This window comes from Streptomyces sp. NPDC126510, from assembly GCF_040302345.1.
Classification (GTDB): Bacteria; Actinomycetota; Actinomycetes; order Streptomycetales; family Streptomycetaceae; genus Streptomyces.
The window spans coordinates 87,053-101,959 of the sequence record NZ_JBEORR010000010.1; the positions used below are offsets into that span (position 1 = coordinate 87,053).

Sequence of the window (14,907 nt, forward strand, 5' to 3'; positions counted from 1 at the left end):
GGCCGCTTCGCACACACCAGCGATTGTTCGAGTACCCGGGCGCGGGGCGACGGGGGCCCGTCCCGTACTCAGAGCGAGGTCAGCGGCTGCGCATGAGCGATGAGCAGCGCGACATCGTCGTGGTCGGCGGGATGACGCAGTTCCCGGAGCAACCGGTCGCAGGTCTCCTCCGCGGAGCGGCACGGCGGGGACAGCAGACGCAGGAGCTCGTCCAGGCGCTCGTCGATGGGGTCGTCCCGGGTCTCGACCAGTCCGTCGGTGTACAGGACGAGTTGATCACCGGGGTTCATGGCGACGGCGGAGGTCTCGAAAGGGCCGCTGCCGACTCCCAACGGGGTGCCGCTGGGCAGGTCGAGCAGTTCGGGCGGTCGGCCGGCCCGCACCAGAACCGGAGGCAGATGCCCTGCGCAGGCCACCTGCAGGCGACCGGCGTGCGGATCGTGGACGGCGTACACGCACGTGGCGATATAGGGGTCCAGGCCCTGGGTGATCCTGTCGAGATGGGTGAGGATGCGGCTCGGGGCCAGGTCGAGGTCGGCGAGGGTCGAGGTCGCGGTACGCAGCCGGCCCATGGCGGTGGCGGCCGGGATCCCGCTGCCCATGACGTCGCCCACGGCCAGAGCGGTTCGGTCGCCGCTGAGCGGGATGATGTCGTACCAGTCGCCGCCGACCTCGCTGAAGGCCTGCGCGGGCCGGTACCGGGCGGCGATCTCCAGGCCGGGGCGGCGCGGCGAGGGCCGGGGCAGCAGGCTGCGCTGCAGGGTTTCGGCCGCGCTGCGGATGTGCTGGTGCAGGACGGCGTTGTCGATGCTCAGCGCGGCGGACGAGGCCAGCTCGCAGGCGAGGGTGAGATCGTCCTCGTCGAAGGGCTGCGGGTTGCGCGCACGGGCCAGGCCCATCACGCCGATGATCTGTCCGCGGGCGATGAGGGGGACGGCCATGTCGGTGTGGACACCGGCCTCGGCGAGCAGTCCGGCGGCTGCGTCGTCGGCTGCGATACGGCTGAGCTCGCCGCTGTCGAGGTGGGTGATCAGCAGCGGTTTGCGGGTGCGCAGACAGTGGGCCGCGGGATGGTCGGCGTGGTAGGTGGTGAGGTGACCGGGCGCGATGATCGCCTCGGAGGCCCCGGTGGGGTAGGCGGTCTTCACCGCCAGCGCCCGGAACAGCGCCGGGCGCTCTCCGTGGTCCGGGCGGCCCGTCCGCAGGACGGAGTCCAGGATGTCCACCGCGATCATGTCGGCCAGGTCGGGCACCAGGACGTCCGCCAGTTCCTGGGCGGTCCGCTCCACCTCCAGGGTGGTCCCGATGCGCGCCGAGCCGTCGGCCATCAGGCGCAGGCGCTGCTGGGCCCGGTCGGCCTGCCTGGCGGCCTCGTACCGGTCGGTGACGTCCACCACCACATTGGCGATCCCCAGGACGTGCCCGCTCTGGTCCTCGAGCCGGTAGAGCGACACGGCCCAGGCGTGGTCGTGGTCCGGGTCGGCCCGGGTCCGGCCGACCACCTGCTCGTCCACCATGGGCCGGCCTGTCTGCAGGACCTCCCGCATCTGGTTCTCCGCGGTCATGAAGGGCGCGCCGGGCAGGATCTCCCTGAAGTGGCGGCCCAGGTGGTCGGCCTCGGGGACGCCGTGCATCGAGGCCAGGGCGCCGTTGACCGCCACGTACCGCAACTCGGTGTCCAGGACGGACACTCCGATCGGCGCCTGGGTGACCAGTTGGCTGGAGAGAGCCACCTTGCGCTCCACCTGCCGCACCGTGGCCCGGTCGGTGGCCAGCCCGAGCGCGTAGTGGTCGCCGAGATTGTCCGTCAGCCGCATGTTGCGGAACTCGACCGTCCGGGTACTGCCGTCCTTGAGCCGGACGGGGAACGGTCCGGCCCAGCTCCGGCCGGTCGCCATCACCTCGGCGAACAGCCCCATCCCCGCTTCGCGGTGTTCGGGACGGAGCAGCAGGGCGGCCGCGGACTGCCCGACCGCTTCGTCACCGGTGTAGCCGAACAGCTCCTCGGCCTGCGGGCTCCACATGTCGATCCGACCGTCGGCCTCCACCAGTACCGCGGCGACACCCAACAGGTCGATCAGACCGCTCGGGTCGGATGCCGGATCCTGCGGATCACCCGCCTGCTCCGGAGGCTGGTTCGCTCGGCTCATCACGTTCGCCCCTCAGGCCTGTCGACCCCACCGGCGCACCCGTCTGCCCGAGCAGCCGCTCACGGCGGCCGGTCGCAGGTCGGCAGCCGTTCACGATCCGGGTCCGGCTCGCAGGTCGGTCCTTACCCGTCCAGCCTTCCACAGGTCTCGGCTTCGACCGAGGAGATCATGGTCCGCCAGGGTCAGTCTCGTCACGCCGGTCCGGCCAGTGAGGTCCGATGCCCCGGTACGGCGCAGCCGCCCTGGTGCCCCCGTCGGCGTCAGGGTGGGCGGCGCCCGGCAGCCCGTCGTGCGGGGTGGGGAGCTGCCGCCCCAGGCGTGCGAGCGGGGACAGGGCCATGACCACGGGCGACAGCGTCATGCCCGCGGCGGTCACCAGCAGGCCGGTACGCAGCCCCCACTCCCCCGCGAGGAACCCGCCGGCCAGGGACCCGATCGGAGTGAGCCCCATGCCCGCACACGTGATCGTCGCCGCCGCGCGGCCCTGCATACCGTCGGGGGTGACGGCCTGCCGGACGGCCATGAGGGTGACGTTCACCAGCTGGCCCCCCGCCCCGAACACGAACCCGGTGGCGAGGAGCACGGGAACGGTGACGGCAGAGGAGCGGTCCAGCGCGGGCACGCACAGGAACACTCCGTCGCCGAGGGCCGCCGCACACATGACCACCCTGCCGTGACCGAACCGGCCCGGCAGGCGGGCGGCCAGCAGGGCGCCCAGGAGCGCGCCGGGCCCCGCCGCCGCGAGCGCCAGCCCCACGACGGTGCCCGACAGGTGCAGTTCCCGGGGCAGGAACAGGAGGTAGACGGTCATCATGGCCGCTAAGGAGAACTGGAACGTCGCCGAGGCGAGGCATACCGCTCGAAGGAGGGTGTCGCCGAGGACGAAGCGCAGGCCCTCATGGATCCGCCGCCGGACCCGGGCAGGCTTCTCCTGGCGCGCCGGCATCGATTCGGCTCGGCGGATGCGCCGGATCGACAGGAACGACGACACGAAGAACAGCGCGCCGGAGGCGGCGGCAAGGGGGGCCGACAGCAGGGACACCAGCGCGCCGCCGAGTGCGGGGCCGCCGATCTGCGCCGCCGACCGGCTGCCCTCGAGCGCGCTGTTGCCCCGCACCAGCTGGTCGCGTTCCACCAGTCGCACGAGAGACGCCTGATACGCCACGTCGAAGACCACGGACAGGGCCCCGACGGCGAACGTGAGCGCGAACAGGCCCGGCATGCCGAACCCGCCGACGAGACCGGCCAGGGCGACCGCACCCAGAGCCAGGGCCCGTCCGGCGTCCGAGAGCACCATCGTCGTGCGGGTACGCCATCTGTCGACCCACGCGCCGACGAACAGCGAGAGCAGCAGGACCGGTGCCTGGCCCACCGCGCGAAGGACGCCCAGATGCCCGGCACCGGCGTCGAACGTCAGGACGGCAAGGAGCGGCAAGATCACCAGCGTTGCGTGTTCGCCGACTTGGGACGCCGTCTGACCCCACCAGAGTCTGCGGAAGTCGTGGTCCCGCCACAGACCGGACGGAACAGGTGCGTTGGAACCGGATGGAGCCGACGGCATGGGAATCCCTCGTGTTGCCGACAACGAGGCCCGCCACCGGGCACGGAATAAGCGCCTCGGCGGTTCGGGCGGGAGAAGGCTCGCTGTGCCGCAACATCACGGGCAGCACGCGATGACAGGCCGTCACACGGCCTACGACGTCAACGCGCGCTCGGGTAACCGACCATGTCTCAGCTCCTCGTGAGTGACCAGCCGCGCCCGAACCCTAACCCGCACGAGGCCGGTGCGGAAGGCGGCGACCTGCGTCGTAGGGGGCAGGTTCGGCCGTAGCAGCCCGCCCGTAGCCATCGGTCGCGGTCGTCATCGGCGGGGACGGTACCGGTGGCGTGTCCCGCCAGGGCTCGCGTGTCCCGGCCGTGGCCCGGTGCCCGCCGTCGGGGCTGATCACACTGGGCGCGTGTCCGATGCGTCCGCGGTCCTCGCCGCGGATGCCCGGCGGGTGGCCGTCATGACCGTGCTCACCGTGCCGGCGGGTGCTGAGGCGCCCCCGGGCAGCACTGCGCGGGATGACGGCGAAGCAACGGCCGGCCAGGACGCGCCGGCCGGCCACCGTGGGCGGAATCTTCACCGGCGCGGTGTGCACGGTGTTGCTGGTGCCGCCGGGCACGGGGCGAGCGCTGCTCGTCACCACGGCGGCGGTGCTGTTCCTCGCGGTGGCGGGCACGGTCGCACCGCCCGGTGGGACGGAGCCGGGCAGGGCCGGTTGATCGGGGCGGACGAAGCCGTCGGCGTGGCACGGGTCGAGCGAGGTCCGTGATTCGCGCTCGCACTGCCGCGTCGGCAGGATGGAGGCCATGACCGAGATCCGCACACCCCGTCTCCTGCTGCGCCGATGGCTCGACGACGACCTCGTCCCCCTGTCCGAGATCCATGCCGATCCGGTGGTGATGCAACGCATCGGCGACGGCTCACCGCGCTCCCTGGAACAGACCGCCGAGGACATCGAGGCCTGGGAGGAGGAGTGGGACGAGGAAGGCTTCGGGGTGTTCGCCGTCGAGCTTCTGGGATCCGGTGAGCTGGCGGGTGCCGTCGGCCTGTCCGTGGCTGACGCGCCGGCCGAGATCGCCGGACAGGTGTCGATCGGCTGGCGGCTCGGGCGGGTGTTCTGGGGGCAGGGCTACGCCTCGGAGGCGGCGCACGCCACCCTGGAGTTCGCCGTGCAGGACCGCGGCCTCGACCGGGTGGTGGCCGTCTGCCGCACGGACGACAGAGCTTCCGCGAACGTCCTCGACAAGCTCGGCATGCAGACGGAGGGAGCCGCCGGGCATCCGGACCACGACCACGACCTCTCGGTGTACGGCATCGACCTGACGCAGTACCAGGGCTAGAGCCCGCGACCGGCTCGCCCGGGCCGGGACGTCGGGACGACCGGGCACACGGGTTCCGGGCACCAGGAGCACGGCACCGACCGCGGCTGAGCCGAGGCCGTCAGCGGCCTGCCACCGCCGCGTCGAGCAGGGGGCCCAGCTCCCGGGCCACGGTCGTCAGAGCTTTGACGTCCTGCTCGGCGCGGGCGAGGAGGATCGCCCCCTCGAGGCTGCTGATCATGAGCGTGGACAGCGCGCCGGCCCGTTCGGCGGGCACGCCCATCCCGGTGAGGGCGGCGGCGACCGCGCCGGTCCACGTCGCGAACGCCGCGGATGCGGCCGTCCGCGTGGAGGGGACCGACTCCGCGCAGTCCACCGTGGCGGCCGCCACCGGGCATCCGCCGGCGAAGCCCGCCGTCTCGTACTCGTCGGTCCACTGACGCACCATCTCGGCGAAGAGCCCGCTCGGCGTCGGCTGGGGCAGCGCGGCCAGGAAACGGGCGACACGGCCTGCCGCGTATCCGCCTGCCCACTCCACCGCCTCGTCGACCAGCTGCGTCTTGCCGCCGGGGAAGTAGTGCTGGAGGGATCCGCGCGGTGCTGCGGCGTCGACGGCGACCTCGCGCATACCGGTGGACTGGACCCCGTTGCGGCGAATGAGCTGGGCCGCGCTGAAGACCATCCGCTCGCGCGGCCCCCGTTCGGCCTTCGCCATCGCCGGCCTCCGTCCGTTCGCTCGTGCCTGCTTCCCGGTCACCAGCGCTCCTGCCTGTTTCCCGGGGCGCCAGTCTATGACCGCGGTCATAACCGCAGCTACTATGACCGCTCATAGTCGAGGGTGAGGGTGGCGGCCCGACCCCGCACGGCCCGGGAAGGCGGTACGTCATGTACGTCGGTTTCATCGGTCTGGGGGTCATGGGGCAGCCCATGGCATTGAACCTCGCCCGGGCCGGGACACGGCTGGTGGTCTGGAACCGCACTCCCGGGCGATGCGACGTGCTGCGCGCCGCCGGCGCCGAGGTGGCGGCGAGCCCTGCCGAGGTCTTCGACCGGGCGGCGGCCGTGTTCCTCATGCTGGCCGACGAGGAGGCCGTGGACGCGGTGCTGGGACGTGGCACACCGGCCTTCGCCCGGCGCGTCACCGGTCGTGCCGTCGTCCACATGGGCACGACCTCGGCCGCGTACTCACACGGCCTCCAGGAAGAGATCCGGGCCGCGGGCGGGCGTTACGTCGAGGCCCCGGTCTCCGGCAGCCGTGTCCCCGCCGAGCGGGGCGAACTGGTGGGGATGCTGGCGGGCGACGACGACGTCCTGGCGACCGTACGGCCCCTGCTCGCACCGATGTGCCGTGAGACGTTCGCATGCGGAGCCGTCCCGGGCGCGCTGCTGCTGAAGTTCTCGGTGAACCTGTTCCTGATCACCCTGGTCACGGGTCTTGCCGAGGCATTTCACTTCGCCGAGCGGCATGGGCTCGACCAGCATCTCCTCCGGGACGTCCTGGACGCCGGTCCGATGGCCAGTGCCGTCTCCCGGGGCAAGGCTCCGAAGCTGCTGGAGCGTGACTTCTCAGTCCAGGCGGCCGCCGCGGACGTCCTGAAGAACAACCGCCTGATCGCCGAGGCCGCCCGCACGGCGGAGCTGACGTCCCCGCTCCTCGACGTGTGTCACGCCCTCTTCGCCGAGACCGTCCGGCAGGGCCATGGTGGCGAGGACATGGTGGCAGTCCTGCGCGCCCTCGAGGCCCGGACCGCACAAGGGCGACGCCGCTGAGCCGACCTCGATTCAGGTCCGCATCCCGAACAGGAAGCGCGTCACACGTGTCCGGCGCACCAGCAGTTCGTAGGCGGCCAGGGTCAGGGCGAGGGACGTCACCACCAGCACCACGTACTCGACCGCGATCGGCGCGGCCCAACCCACGACGAAGTAGGCGACGGCGACGACGATCGGCTGGTGGAGAACGTAGAGCGGCAGTACGGCGGCGGCGAGGTAGCCGTAGACGCGTTGACGCGGGGTCGGGTCCGATGACGCCGTCGGACCCTGTGGCAGCCGCCGTCCGGGGCGGTCGAGAAGGCCCGGGACGGCGACGACCAGGCACCACCCGGCCGCCCCGAACAGCGCGCGCGAAACGACGGCCGACGGGCTCGACTCAGTGAAGGGGTCGTCCGCTGTGGTGAAGCCGGGGGCCGCCGAGATGAACAGCAGTACGCCGAGGCAGGCCGCCGCACGTGCCTCACGCCGCATGGCGGTGCGCAAACGGGGGTCGGCGGCCAGCAGGAAACCGGCGGCGAAGAAGAGCAGGTACGACCAACGGTGCCAGCCCGCGTAGTCCTCCTCCATGCCGACGAAGGCACACAGAGCGGCGAACAGGAGGGCCGGCAACAGCAGGACGCCTCGCCGGCGCAGCGTCGCGGCCACCACGCGGTCCAACGCGCGTCGGGCAGGCTCATGTGGCAGCCGGCGAGGGAGGGGGGCCAGCATGAGGGAGAACGTCAGCAGGAGCACGACGAACCACAGGTGGCCGGTCTCGAAGTACCGCCCTTGCAGCAGGAAGGGGAACTCGTCGAGTTCCACGTGCACGTCGAAGAAGTGGGGCAGGAAGTCCAGGTAGGAATCCCTGTAGGCCGGGTCGGACGAGCGTTGTCGCAGCCACTGCGGCAGCGGGTTCAGGACGACGGTTGCGACGAGCAGGGGAACGCCCAGCCGCAGCAGGCGCTCTGCGACGAAGACCCCCTGGCCGCGGCGCTGAAGCGAGTGCCAGGCCCCCAGGCCGGAGATCAGGAACAGCAGCGGCATCGCCCAGACCACCCCGAACCCGGCGATGACGGTGACGACTTCCGTGGTCTCGGAGTTCGTGACGTAGAAGTCGCCCTCGGTCGCGAACACCAGTGCCGAGTGGAAGAAGATCAGTCCGATCACCACCAGCATGCGTATCGCGTCCAGTTCCGGCCGTCGCTGCGATGAACCGGACGGTGATTCCCCAGGCGCCGCCATGCCGCGTCCTCCCCCGACTCGCACGCATGCGTGACACCCATGGTGGCGGGGAGGGGCGTCGAGGACCATACCCGCACACGCGAGTCGTTCCAGAGTCTGACGTCAGGCGTGGGACAGCGCGAAGGAGACCAGGAAGCCGCTGACCGTGACCAGCCCGATCGCCAGCTGCGCCTCCTGGAACGCCTCGGGGATCATGGTGTCTGCGATCATGGCCAGGATCGCACCGGCGGCCACGGCCGTCACCCCCGCGATCACCGTGGACGAGAAGCCGCCCAGGACGGCGTACCCGAGGACGGCAGACACGGTGCTCGCGACCGCGATGGCGCCCCACACGGCGAAGACGTATCCCTTGCCGCGTCCGGCCTTCTTCATTCCGGCCGAGCTGGACAGACCTTCCGGGATGTTGCTGATGAACACGGCCGCGACGGTCACGAGGCTGACTGCCCCACCGTTGAGCAGGCTGACGCCGATCACCGCCGACTCGGGCACTCCGTCGAGCAACGCGCCCAGCGCCAACGCCAGGCCGGAGCCGCCCTGTTGTTGCTCGGAGGGCTGCGTCTGGTTGGTGTGATGGCCCGACCGCTTGCGGTGGCGAGCGCCTCGGCCGGCCAGCCAGAGATTGCCTCCCGTGTAGGCCGCCGCTCCGGCCAGTGTCCCCACGGCCGCCGGGCCCAGCCCGCCCTGTTCGTAGGCCTCACCGACCAGTTCGAAGGAGACGGCCGAGAGCAGCACGCCGGCACCGAAGGCCATCACCAGCGCGATGACCTTCTGCGACACGCGCATCCCGTAGCCGATCGCCGCTCCCAGCAGGAGAGCACTTCCTGCCAGCAGCCCCCAACCACCTGCCTGGATCACCTCGGACATGCCGCGCGTGTACCCACGAGAGGGTGATCGGCACCTCGTGACCGAGCCGATCCCCCGGTCGAGCAGGAACACATCCCCGGAACGGGTCAGCCGGAACCGCCGAGCACCCGGCACGGCAGCGCCCGCTCACCGGCCCCGCGACCTCCGTCTCCGTCCGCCTCCACCCGGTACAGGCGGGCCTGCGGTGTCGTACCGACCGCTTCCTCAAGACGCCCGTCCACGAACAGGGCCCCCACCCCGTCCTCGACCGCCCACCCGGAAGGCAACATCCCGGCCGCCACGGCCTCCCGGTAGGACGTGCGCCGACCTGGTTCGCTGTCGTAGTGCGGGCACACCGACCCCCGCAGGAGGCCCAGTCCGTCCCGCAGGAACGTCAGCGGGCCGAAGGAGTCGGTGTGCGAGCCTTCGGCCCAGCAGTTGGCGCCGGCACTGATTCCGCACAGCAGCGTCCCGTGGTCGTAGGCGTCACGCAGGATCCGGTCGACTCCGTGCGCGCGCCACACCGCCAGCAGGTTCGCGGTGTTGCCACCGCCAACGTAGACGACGTCCTGGCTGAGCAGAAACGCCCGCAGAGCCTCGTCGTCCAGCTCTCGCCGGAACAGCGGCAGGACGGAGGGCTCGCAGTCGCGCGACTCGAAGACGCGCAAGAACTGATCGATGTATGCGGGCGCGTCGCCGCTGGCCGTGGGGACGAAGCACACCTTGGGGCGGTCGCCCCTCGCGTGGTCGAGCAGCCAGTCGTCCAGCAGACCGTCCTCGTCGGTCGAAAATCCTCCCCCGAGGAGAGCCACCCGACGAACTGCCGCGACCACCACCCGTGCCTCCCGAAGCATGCGTGCTGCGAAACGAGTTACGCGCACCGTGCCGTAGGGCGAGGGCCGTCGGCAACCGGATTGCCGTCCGGCATGCTCCGGATCTCTTCCGCCGTTCGAGGGGTTCGAGACCACGTGTGGTGGTCACAGCGATGAGTTCTGCGCGCGCGCCGGGCCCATGGGTGCAACGGTCGCCGCAACACACCCGGAGAAAGAGATCACCGGTTCCTGCTCACCCCGGTCAACCGCTCGCAAGGAGATCGCCATGGCCGCCACCTACACCTTCGACGTCTTCTCCAGCCTCGACGGCTACGGCGCCGCAGGCGCCGACTGGACCGGCTACTGGGGCAAGCAGGGGCCCGAGCTGCTCGACCACCGCCTCGCCCAGTACAGCGAGGAACAGCGGATGGTCTACGGGGCCAACACGTACCGCGCCTTCGTGCGGATGCTGGCCTCGAGCACCGCGGGGTCCGACGTGCGAGACCCCTGGGTGACGAAGATGAGGAACCTGCCGACGACGGTGGTGTCGAGGACGCTCGAAGGCCCCCTCGACTGGCCGGACGCGAGCGTCGCGAACGGTGACGCCGTCCACGTCGTCGCCCGGCTGAAGGAGGAGTCCGATGTGCCGCTGCGTTCGCACGGCAGCCTGTCGCTGAACCGGGCACTGATGGCCGCCGGCCTGGTCGACCGCCTTCAGGTGACGCTCTTCCCCGTCATCACCGGTCGGACCGGGCTGGACCCCGTCTTCCGGGATGCGGCGGACTTCGACCTGGAGCTGGTCGAGCACCGCACGCTCGACGGTCACATCCAAGAGCTCGTCTACCGCCCGACGCTGCATCGGCCCCTCGCCGGGCGGTAGCCGGACGGCCGGCCTCAGGCGCTGGCGTGGCGACGCCACGCCGTCCTGCGCGGAGCTGCGTGGTGTACGGGCTCGTCCGTCTGGTCGTCCTGCCGGCGCCTCAGCCACAGGGACGTCATGGCCAGCAACGAGGCGAACACCACCAGGAGCACCACCGACACCCACATCTGCCTGCTTCCCGGGTCGGCCCATCCCACCGATACGGCCGAAGCGGCCCACAGAACCGCTCCCCCGGCGTAGAAGGTGCGCATCCGGCGCAGCTGCCGCAGGGCTCGTACGGACTCAGCGTGATCAATTTCCGAAGCCATGCCCACGCAGGTACCCCGATCCGCGCCGCCTATCAGCCGGGACCCTGCGCCTTACAGTCCGGCCGCCTGGATCAGCGAGGCCCGTTCGTCCTCGCCCAAGTCAAGGCGGGCCAGCAGTTCGTCGTCGGCCAGGAGACGCCGCACCCATGCCGCGTCGGCAACGAATGCCGCGCGGCACAGGGCCCGTTCGGGGTGGTCCTCCTCGGGGCCGCTGAACGCGAGGCTCCTCGGGTTGTCCGGATCGGTCGGCGCGGACAGGACGGCGGCCACGAGCAGGAGCCCGAACAGCTCGTCGCGGCGCGGAGTCGATGGATCGGCGGCCAGTCGCAGCAGGTACGGGACGACCGCCGGCATCGTGGCACTGATGGACATCGGTCCTGACATCACCAGCCAGTCCAGTGCTCGTTCGGCCATCTCGGCCGCATCCGGATCGAGCAGCCCGCGCAGGACGACCGGGACGTCGACCGGGCAGCCGGGAATGGACGACCACTCCACGTCCTCGCACCCCTGCAGTGCCGGATGCGGAGCGGCCTCTCGCGTCAGATGCGAGTGGGCCGCCATCAGAGCCGCTGTCGCGCTCACCGCCGCGGCCTCGTGATCCACCGTGCACACCGGCATACCTCCCACGATCATCCATGTTCACAGCGAATGCGCCGACGTCATTCTGTCTGGCCGGGATGAGTGCTCGCCCAGTGATGTTCGAGGAGGTACGGCTCATCCAGGCGAGCGTCGTCGGCGCGGTCGCGCACGTCGTTCAGGAGCCAGCTCAGCAGCTCCGTGGAGGCGTCGTACTCGTCGTAGAAGCCCACGTGCAGGTCGGTGATCTCGTACTCGGTCAGCACCTCGTCGATGAAGTCGGCCAGCTGTGTGTCCGCGGCCGCGGTGCGGGTGGCGGTCCATATGTCGAGCCAGGGACGCAGGGTGCCCGTGGCCCCGGTGATGAGGCTGAGGGCGTCCCTGACGGAGACGGGGCTCGGGCCGGTGTGCAGGGTGGCTCGCCACCAGGCGGACCAGACCTCGTGAAGTGCCTGCGCCAAGGGCGCGTCCCAGGTGGTCCAGTCCGCTTCACGCAGGCGTGAGGCGATGAGGTTCTCGTCGACGTGGAGCCGGCCGGTGACGGCGGCGCGGATGATGCGTGGGGTGAGGCGGCGGTAGAGACGCGGGAAGTCGTCCCAGTGGCTGGGGACCTCTGCTGCGACAGCGGGCACCAGATCGTCGGATATCAGGTCGAGCGGTCCGGACAGTTCGGCCAGATCCTGCGCCCCGTAGCAGTACGTGCACCCGGAGACGGGGAAGGGCTCTTCCGCGGCGAAGACGCGATCAAGGGTGTCGAGCGCCGTCATGAGCTGCTGCTGGTGGGACATGGCAACCTGCCGGGGACTCCGACCGGGCGACCGGCGAAGGTCGCAGAGTATCAGTCCCCGGGGCGCACCGGCGGCGCCGATGACGTGCGGTCGTGGTCAATCCTCGGAGCGCCGACGTGCGAGATGGACGGTGATGTCGGCGATCATCTCGAGCCGGTCCGGAAGAATCCGCATGATCCGGCTGAAGGCCTGCTCCCGCTCCGGGGCCGGCAGGACGAGATAGGCCGAGATGGTGGAGAGGTGCCCGATGTAGTCGCGGGCGCTCATCGTCAAGCGCCGTTCGAGCGTGGACTGCCGAGTGTCGGTGAACCACTGGGAGCGCTGCAGCTCGGTACCCGGCCACTGCATCTCCTGTTCCGGAGGGGTGCCGTCGGGCGAGGGTATCTCGTCGCTCTGCAGGAACGGTGCTCTCGCCGCGCGTACGGCTTCCTCCACGGCCGGGTCGGCCAACCGGAACGGGCCGCCGAACGAGGCGAACACACCACCCGGCTCCAGTAGCGCGGCGATGCGTGACCACCGGCCCTCCGGGTTCGTCCAGTGCAGCGCTGCGGCCGCGTAGACCAGCCCGTACCGCTCGCCCGGACGCAGGTCCTCGAACGCGGCCTGCATCGTCCCTACAGTGGCCGGTACGTGCTTGCGCAGCTCGGCGAGCATCGCCCCGTCGGGCTCCGTCGCGGTGACCACGACCCCCTGCCGAGCGAAGAGCCGGGTTGCCTTGCCGGTCCCGGCGCCGATCTCGAGGGCGGTCCGGACCGGATGCCCCGCGTACCCCGTCACCCTGTCGAACAGCTCCACGGGATACTCCGGCCTGAACCGTTCATATGCTTCCGCCACCACTCCGAAGCTCAACGCGCGATCAGGCATGCCGGGCATCCTGACATGGGCGCACCGCCGGTGGTGGTCTTTTGCGCAACCCGGACCAAGGCCGGTGCCTCCCTCAGGAGGGCTGGGTGTGGTGGTCCAGCAGGCGGGTGAGCAGCTGCACGAAGTGCTCGCGTTCGGCCGGACTCAGCGGTGCGAGGAGTTCGTCGTGGAGGTCGTCCAGGACCTGGTCGAGCCGCCGTAGGTGGCGGCGGCCGCGCGCGGAGATCGTGATGACGTTGCGGCGCCGGTCGCCGGGATCCGGCGACCGCTCGACGAGGTCCCGCTCGGCCAGTTCGTTCAGAACTCCCACCATGTCGCTGCGGTAGATGCCGGAGCGCCCGCTCAGCTCCGCCTGACTGGCCGGCCCGTACTCCTGCAGTGAGGCGAGCACGGCGTAGTGCCACTTGCGGGCGTCGGCCCGGGCCAGCCCGTCGGTGATCAGCCGGTCCGACCGCACGGTCAGCTGGGACAGCAGCCGGCTCGCCCGCCGACGCAGCCTGTCGGGCGTCTTCCGCGCGCCGTCATCGGGTTCGCCCACCGTCTCGCCTCTGGTCATGGGCCGACCCTACCGTTGCGTTAGTCCGACTAACGATATAGGTTCGCTCGCGCCTGAACCGTTGCAGCGACTAACACTGACTGAGTGAGACGACCGAGAAAGGCAGACCTTGCCCATCAAGGCACTCCGCATACCCACCGCCGACGGCTCCGCCGATGCCTTCGCCGCCTACCCCGACGGGGGCGGGCGGCACCCGGGGGTGCTGATGTACATGGACGGATTCGGCATCCGGCCCGTGCTGCGGGAGATGGCCCGCGAACTCGCCGGGCATGGGTATTACGTCCTCGTCCCGAACGTCTTCCACCGGCACGGCCCGGCACCGGTGATCGAGCTGCCCGAACACATCGGAGAGGACGTGCGACCGGCGCTCATCGGGCGGCTGATGCCGCTGATCGAGGCCCACACCGACGCACGTGTCCTGAGCGACGCCGACGCCTACCTCAGGTTTCTCACCAGTCGGCCCGAGGTGGCGGCGGGGCCCGTCGCGGTGACCGGGTACTGCTTCGGGGGCCTTCTGGCGATGCGCACCGCCGCGGCGCACCCCGGCCAGGTGGCCGCCGTCGCCGGCTTTCACGGTCCCGTGGCGGGTGAGGGGCCTGACGGTCTGCACCGCCTGCTGTCCAGGATCACCGCAGAGGTTCACCTCGGCCACGCCGAATCCGACCTGACGCCCGAGGCTCTCGGCGAGCTCAACCAGGCGCTGGACGCCGCAGGCGTCGACCACACCTCCGAGATCTATCCCGGCACCGTCCACGGCTTCACCATGTCGGACACCGACGCCTTCGACCCCGCCGCGTCGCAGCGCCACTGGGACCGCCTGCTCCCACTCCTCGGCCGGAGCCTGGCAAAGAGCTGACACTTACGGCTTGTCGGCCCGCCGTGGTCGGGAGAGGTCACGGAGCGTCCCCCCGGTAGTGGAAGCGGCACGTCACTCCGGGGCCCGGTGCGCACGGCGTGCCCGGGCCGGGGTCGTACAGCGCGCGACCGCCGGGGAACTGCCCGAGTTCGGTGGGCAGGGCGGCCCCCGTGCCGATCTCGTCCGGCGTCCAACCCGTGACGTCCAGCAGCAGCCCGTCCAGCGGCCCTCCGATGAGCTGGGCGTAGGTCCGCCCGGAGCGCGGGCCCGGGTCGGGGTCGTCGTGGTCGTGGCCGTAGACCCGGCCGCGCAGCAGTTGCTCGTCGCCGTTCATCCGTTCAGCCTCTCAGCCACCACTGACAACGCGGACCGTGGAGCCACCGCGTGCCACCGGTCGAATATGCGGGGGCGTCTC

The 14,907-nt window shown here is 71.0% G+C and carries 17 protein-coding genes; 4 read left to right on the forward strand and 13 right to left on the reverse strand.

The genetic code is table 11. From position 1 onward, the window contains the following. Positions 1 to 68: 68 nt before the first annotated feature. From ABTX60_RS16130 to ABTX60_RS16140, 3 genes are all read right to left on the reverse strand, one after another. Positions 69 to 2,150, reverse strand: a complete 2,082-nt coding sequence (locus tag ABTX60_RS16130; protein ID WP_352097668.1) for a SpoIIE family protein phosphatase — start codon at positions 2,148 to 2,150, stop codon at positions 69 to 71. 166 nt (positions 2,151 to 2,316) lie between these two features. Beyond that, positions 2,317 to 3,711, reverse strand: a complete 1,395-nt coding sequence (locus tag ABTX60_RS16135; protein WP_352097669.1) for an MFS transporter — start codon at positions 3,709 to 3,711, stop codon at positions 2,317 to 2,319. 205 nt (positions 3,712 to 3,916) lie between these two features. After that, positions 3,917 to 4,507: a hypothetical protein gene (locus tag ABTX60_RS16140; RefSeq protein ID WP_352097670.1), complete on the reverse strand. Its 591-nt coding sequence runs from the start codon at positions 4,505 to 4,507 to the stop codon at positions 3,917 to 3,919. Between ABTX60_RS16140 and ABTX60_RS16145 the strand changes: the two genes are divergently transcribed. After that, positions 4,506 to 5,039: a GNAT family N-acetyltransferase gene (locus ABTX60_RS16145; protein ID WP_352097671.1), complete on the forward strand. Its 534-nt coding sequence runs from the start codon at positions 4,506 to 4,508 to the stop codon at positions 5,037 to 5,039. The two genes, ABTX60_RS16140 and ABTX60_RS16145, sit on opposite strands and share 2 nt — an antisense overlap. A 100-nt stretch (positions 5,040 to 5,139) precedes the next feature. Here ABTX60_RS16145 and ABTX60_RS16150 read toward each other — a convergent pair whose 3' ends face one another. Further along, positions 5,140 to 5,733 (reverse strand): TetR/AcrR family transcriptional regulator, encoded by a 594-nt coding sequence (locus ABTX60_RS16150; RefSeq protein WP_352097672.1) that lies wholly within the window; start codon positions 5,731 to 5,733, stop codon positions 5,140 to 5,142. A 170-nt stretch (positions 5,734 to 5,903) separates the two neighbouring features. Between ABTX60_RS16150 and ABTX60_RS16155 the strand changes: the two genes are divergently transcribed. After that, complete coding sequence (locus ABTX60_RS16155) at positions 5,904 to 6,788, forward strand: NAD(P)-dependent oxidoreductase (RefSeq protein ID WP_352097673.1); 885 nt, start codon at positions 5,904 to 5,906, stop codon at positions 6,786 to 6,788. Between the two features lie 12 nt (positions 6,789 to 6,800). Here ABTX60_RS16155 and ABTX60_RS16160 read toward each other — a convergent pair whose 3' ends face one another. The 3 genes from ABTX60_RS16160 to ABTX60_RS16170 all read right to left on the reverse strand — a co-directional run bounded on the left by ABTX60_RS16160 (position 6,801) and on the right by ABTX60_RS16170 (position 9,706). Continuing rightward, entirely contained in the window at positions 6,801 to 8,009 is a 1,209-nt protein-coding gene (locus tag ABTX60_RS16160) for an acyltransferase family protein (RefSeq protein WP_352097674.1), read from the reverse strand. Between the two features lie 102 nt (positions 8,010 to 8,111). Then, positions 8,112 to 8,873 (reverse strand): ZIP family metal transporter, encoded by a 762-nt coding sequence (locus ABTX60_RS16165; protein WP_352097675.1) that lies wholly within the window; start codon positions 8,871 to 8,873, stop codon positions 8,112 to 8,114. 86 nt (positions 8,874 to 8,959) lie between these two features. Further along, positions 8,960 to 9,706 carry a Type 1 glutamine amidotransferase-like domain-containing protein gene (locus tag ABTX60_RS16170; RefSeq protein ID WP_352097676.1) on the reverse strand — a complete coding sequence of 249 codons (747 nt, stop codon included), beginning with the start codon at positions 9,704 to 9,706 and terminating at the stop codon, positions 8,960 to 8,962. A 244-nt stretch (positions 9,707 to 9,950) separates the two neighbouring features. Between ABTX60_RS16170 and ABTX60_RS16175 the strand changes: the two genes are divergently transcribed. Further along, positions 9,951 to 10,544: a dihydrofolate reductase family protein gene (locus tag ABTX60_RS16175; RefSeq protein ID WP_352097677.1), complete on the forward strand. Its 594-nt coding sequence runs from the start codon at positions 9,951 to 9,953 to the stop codon at positions 10,542 to 10,544. A 14-nt stretch (positions 10,545 to 10,558) separates the two neighbouring features. On the opposite strand, the gene ABTX60_RS16180 is transcribed toward ABTX60_RS16175, so the two are convergent. The 5 genes from ABTX60_RS16180 to ABTX60_RS16200 form a co-directional block, all read right to left on the reverse strand. Beyond that, a complete protein-coding gene (locus tag ABTX60_RS16180) occupies positions 10,559 to 10,852 on the reverse strand; it encodes a hypothetical protein (RefSeq protein ID WP_352097678.1) in 294 nt (97 codons plus the stop codon). 51 nt (positions 10,853 to 10,903) lie between these two features. Next, positions 10,904 to 11,470: a hypothetical protein gene (locus ABTX60_RS16185; protein ID WP_352097679.1), complete on the reverse strand. Its 567-nt coding sequence runs from the start codon at positions 11,468 to 11,470 to the stop codon at positions 10,904 to 10,906. Between the two features lie 41 nt (positions 11,471 to 11,511). Continuing rightward, on the reverse strand, positions 11,512 to 12,216 hold the full coding sequence (locus ABTX60_RS16190) for a hypothetical protein (protein ID WP_352097680.1): 705 nt from the start codon (positions 12,214 to 12,216) through the stop codon (positions 11,512 to 11,514). A gap of 96 nt (positions 12,217 to 12,312) precedes the next feature. Then, positions 12,313 to 13,089, reverse strand: a complete 777-nt coding sequence (locus ABTX60_RS16195) for a class I SAM-dependent methyltransferase (protein ID WP_352097681.1) — start codon at positions 13,087 to 13,089, stop codon at positions 12,313 to 12,315. Between the two features lie 64 nt (positions 13,090 to 13,153). After that, a complete protein-coding gene (locus ABTX60_RS16200; RefSeq protein WP_352097682.1) occupies positions 13,154 to 13,636 on the reverse strand; it encodes a MarR family winged helix-turn-helix transcriptional regulator in 483 nt (160 codons plus the stop codon). 109 nt (positions 13,637 to 13,745) lie between these two features. On the opposite strand from ABTX60_RS16200, the gene ABTX60_RS16205 reads away from it, so the two are divergent. Next, the gene (locus ABTX60_RS16205; RefSeq protein WP_352097683.1) at positions 13,746 to 14,492 is read left to right on the forward strand and encodes a dienelactone hydrolase family protein; all 747 of its coding nucleotides are present in this window, start codon (positions 13,746 to 13,748) and stop codon (positions 14,490 to 14,492) included. 37 nt (positions 14,493 to 14,529) lie between these two features. On the opposite strand, the gene ABTX60_RS16210 is transcribed toward ABTX60_RS16205, so the two are convergent. Beyond that, complete coding sequence (locus tag ABTX60_RS16210) at positions 14,530 to 14,826, reverse strand: hypothetical protein (protein WP_352097684.1); 297 nt, start codon at positions 14,824 to 14,826, stop codon at positions 14,530 to 14,532. Positions 14,827 to 14,907 lie beyond the last annotated feature (81 nt).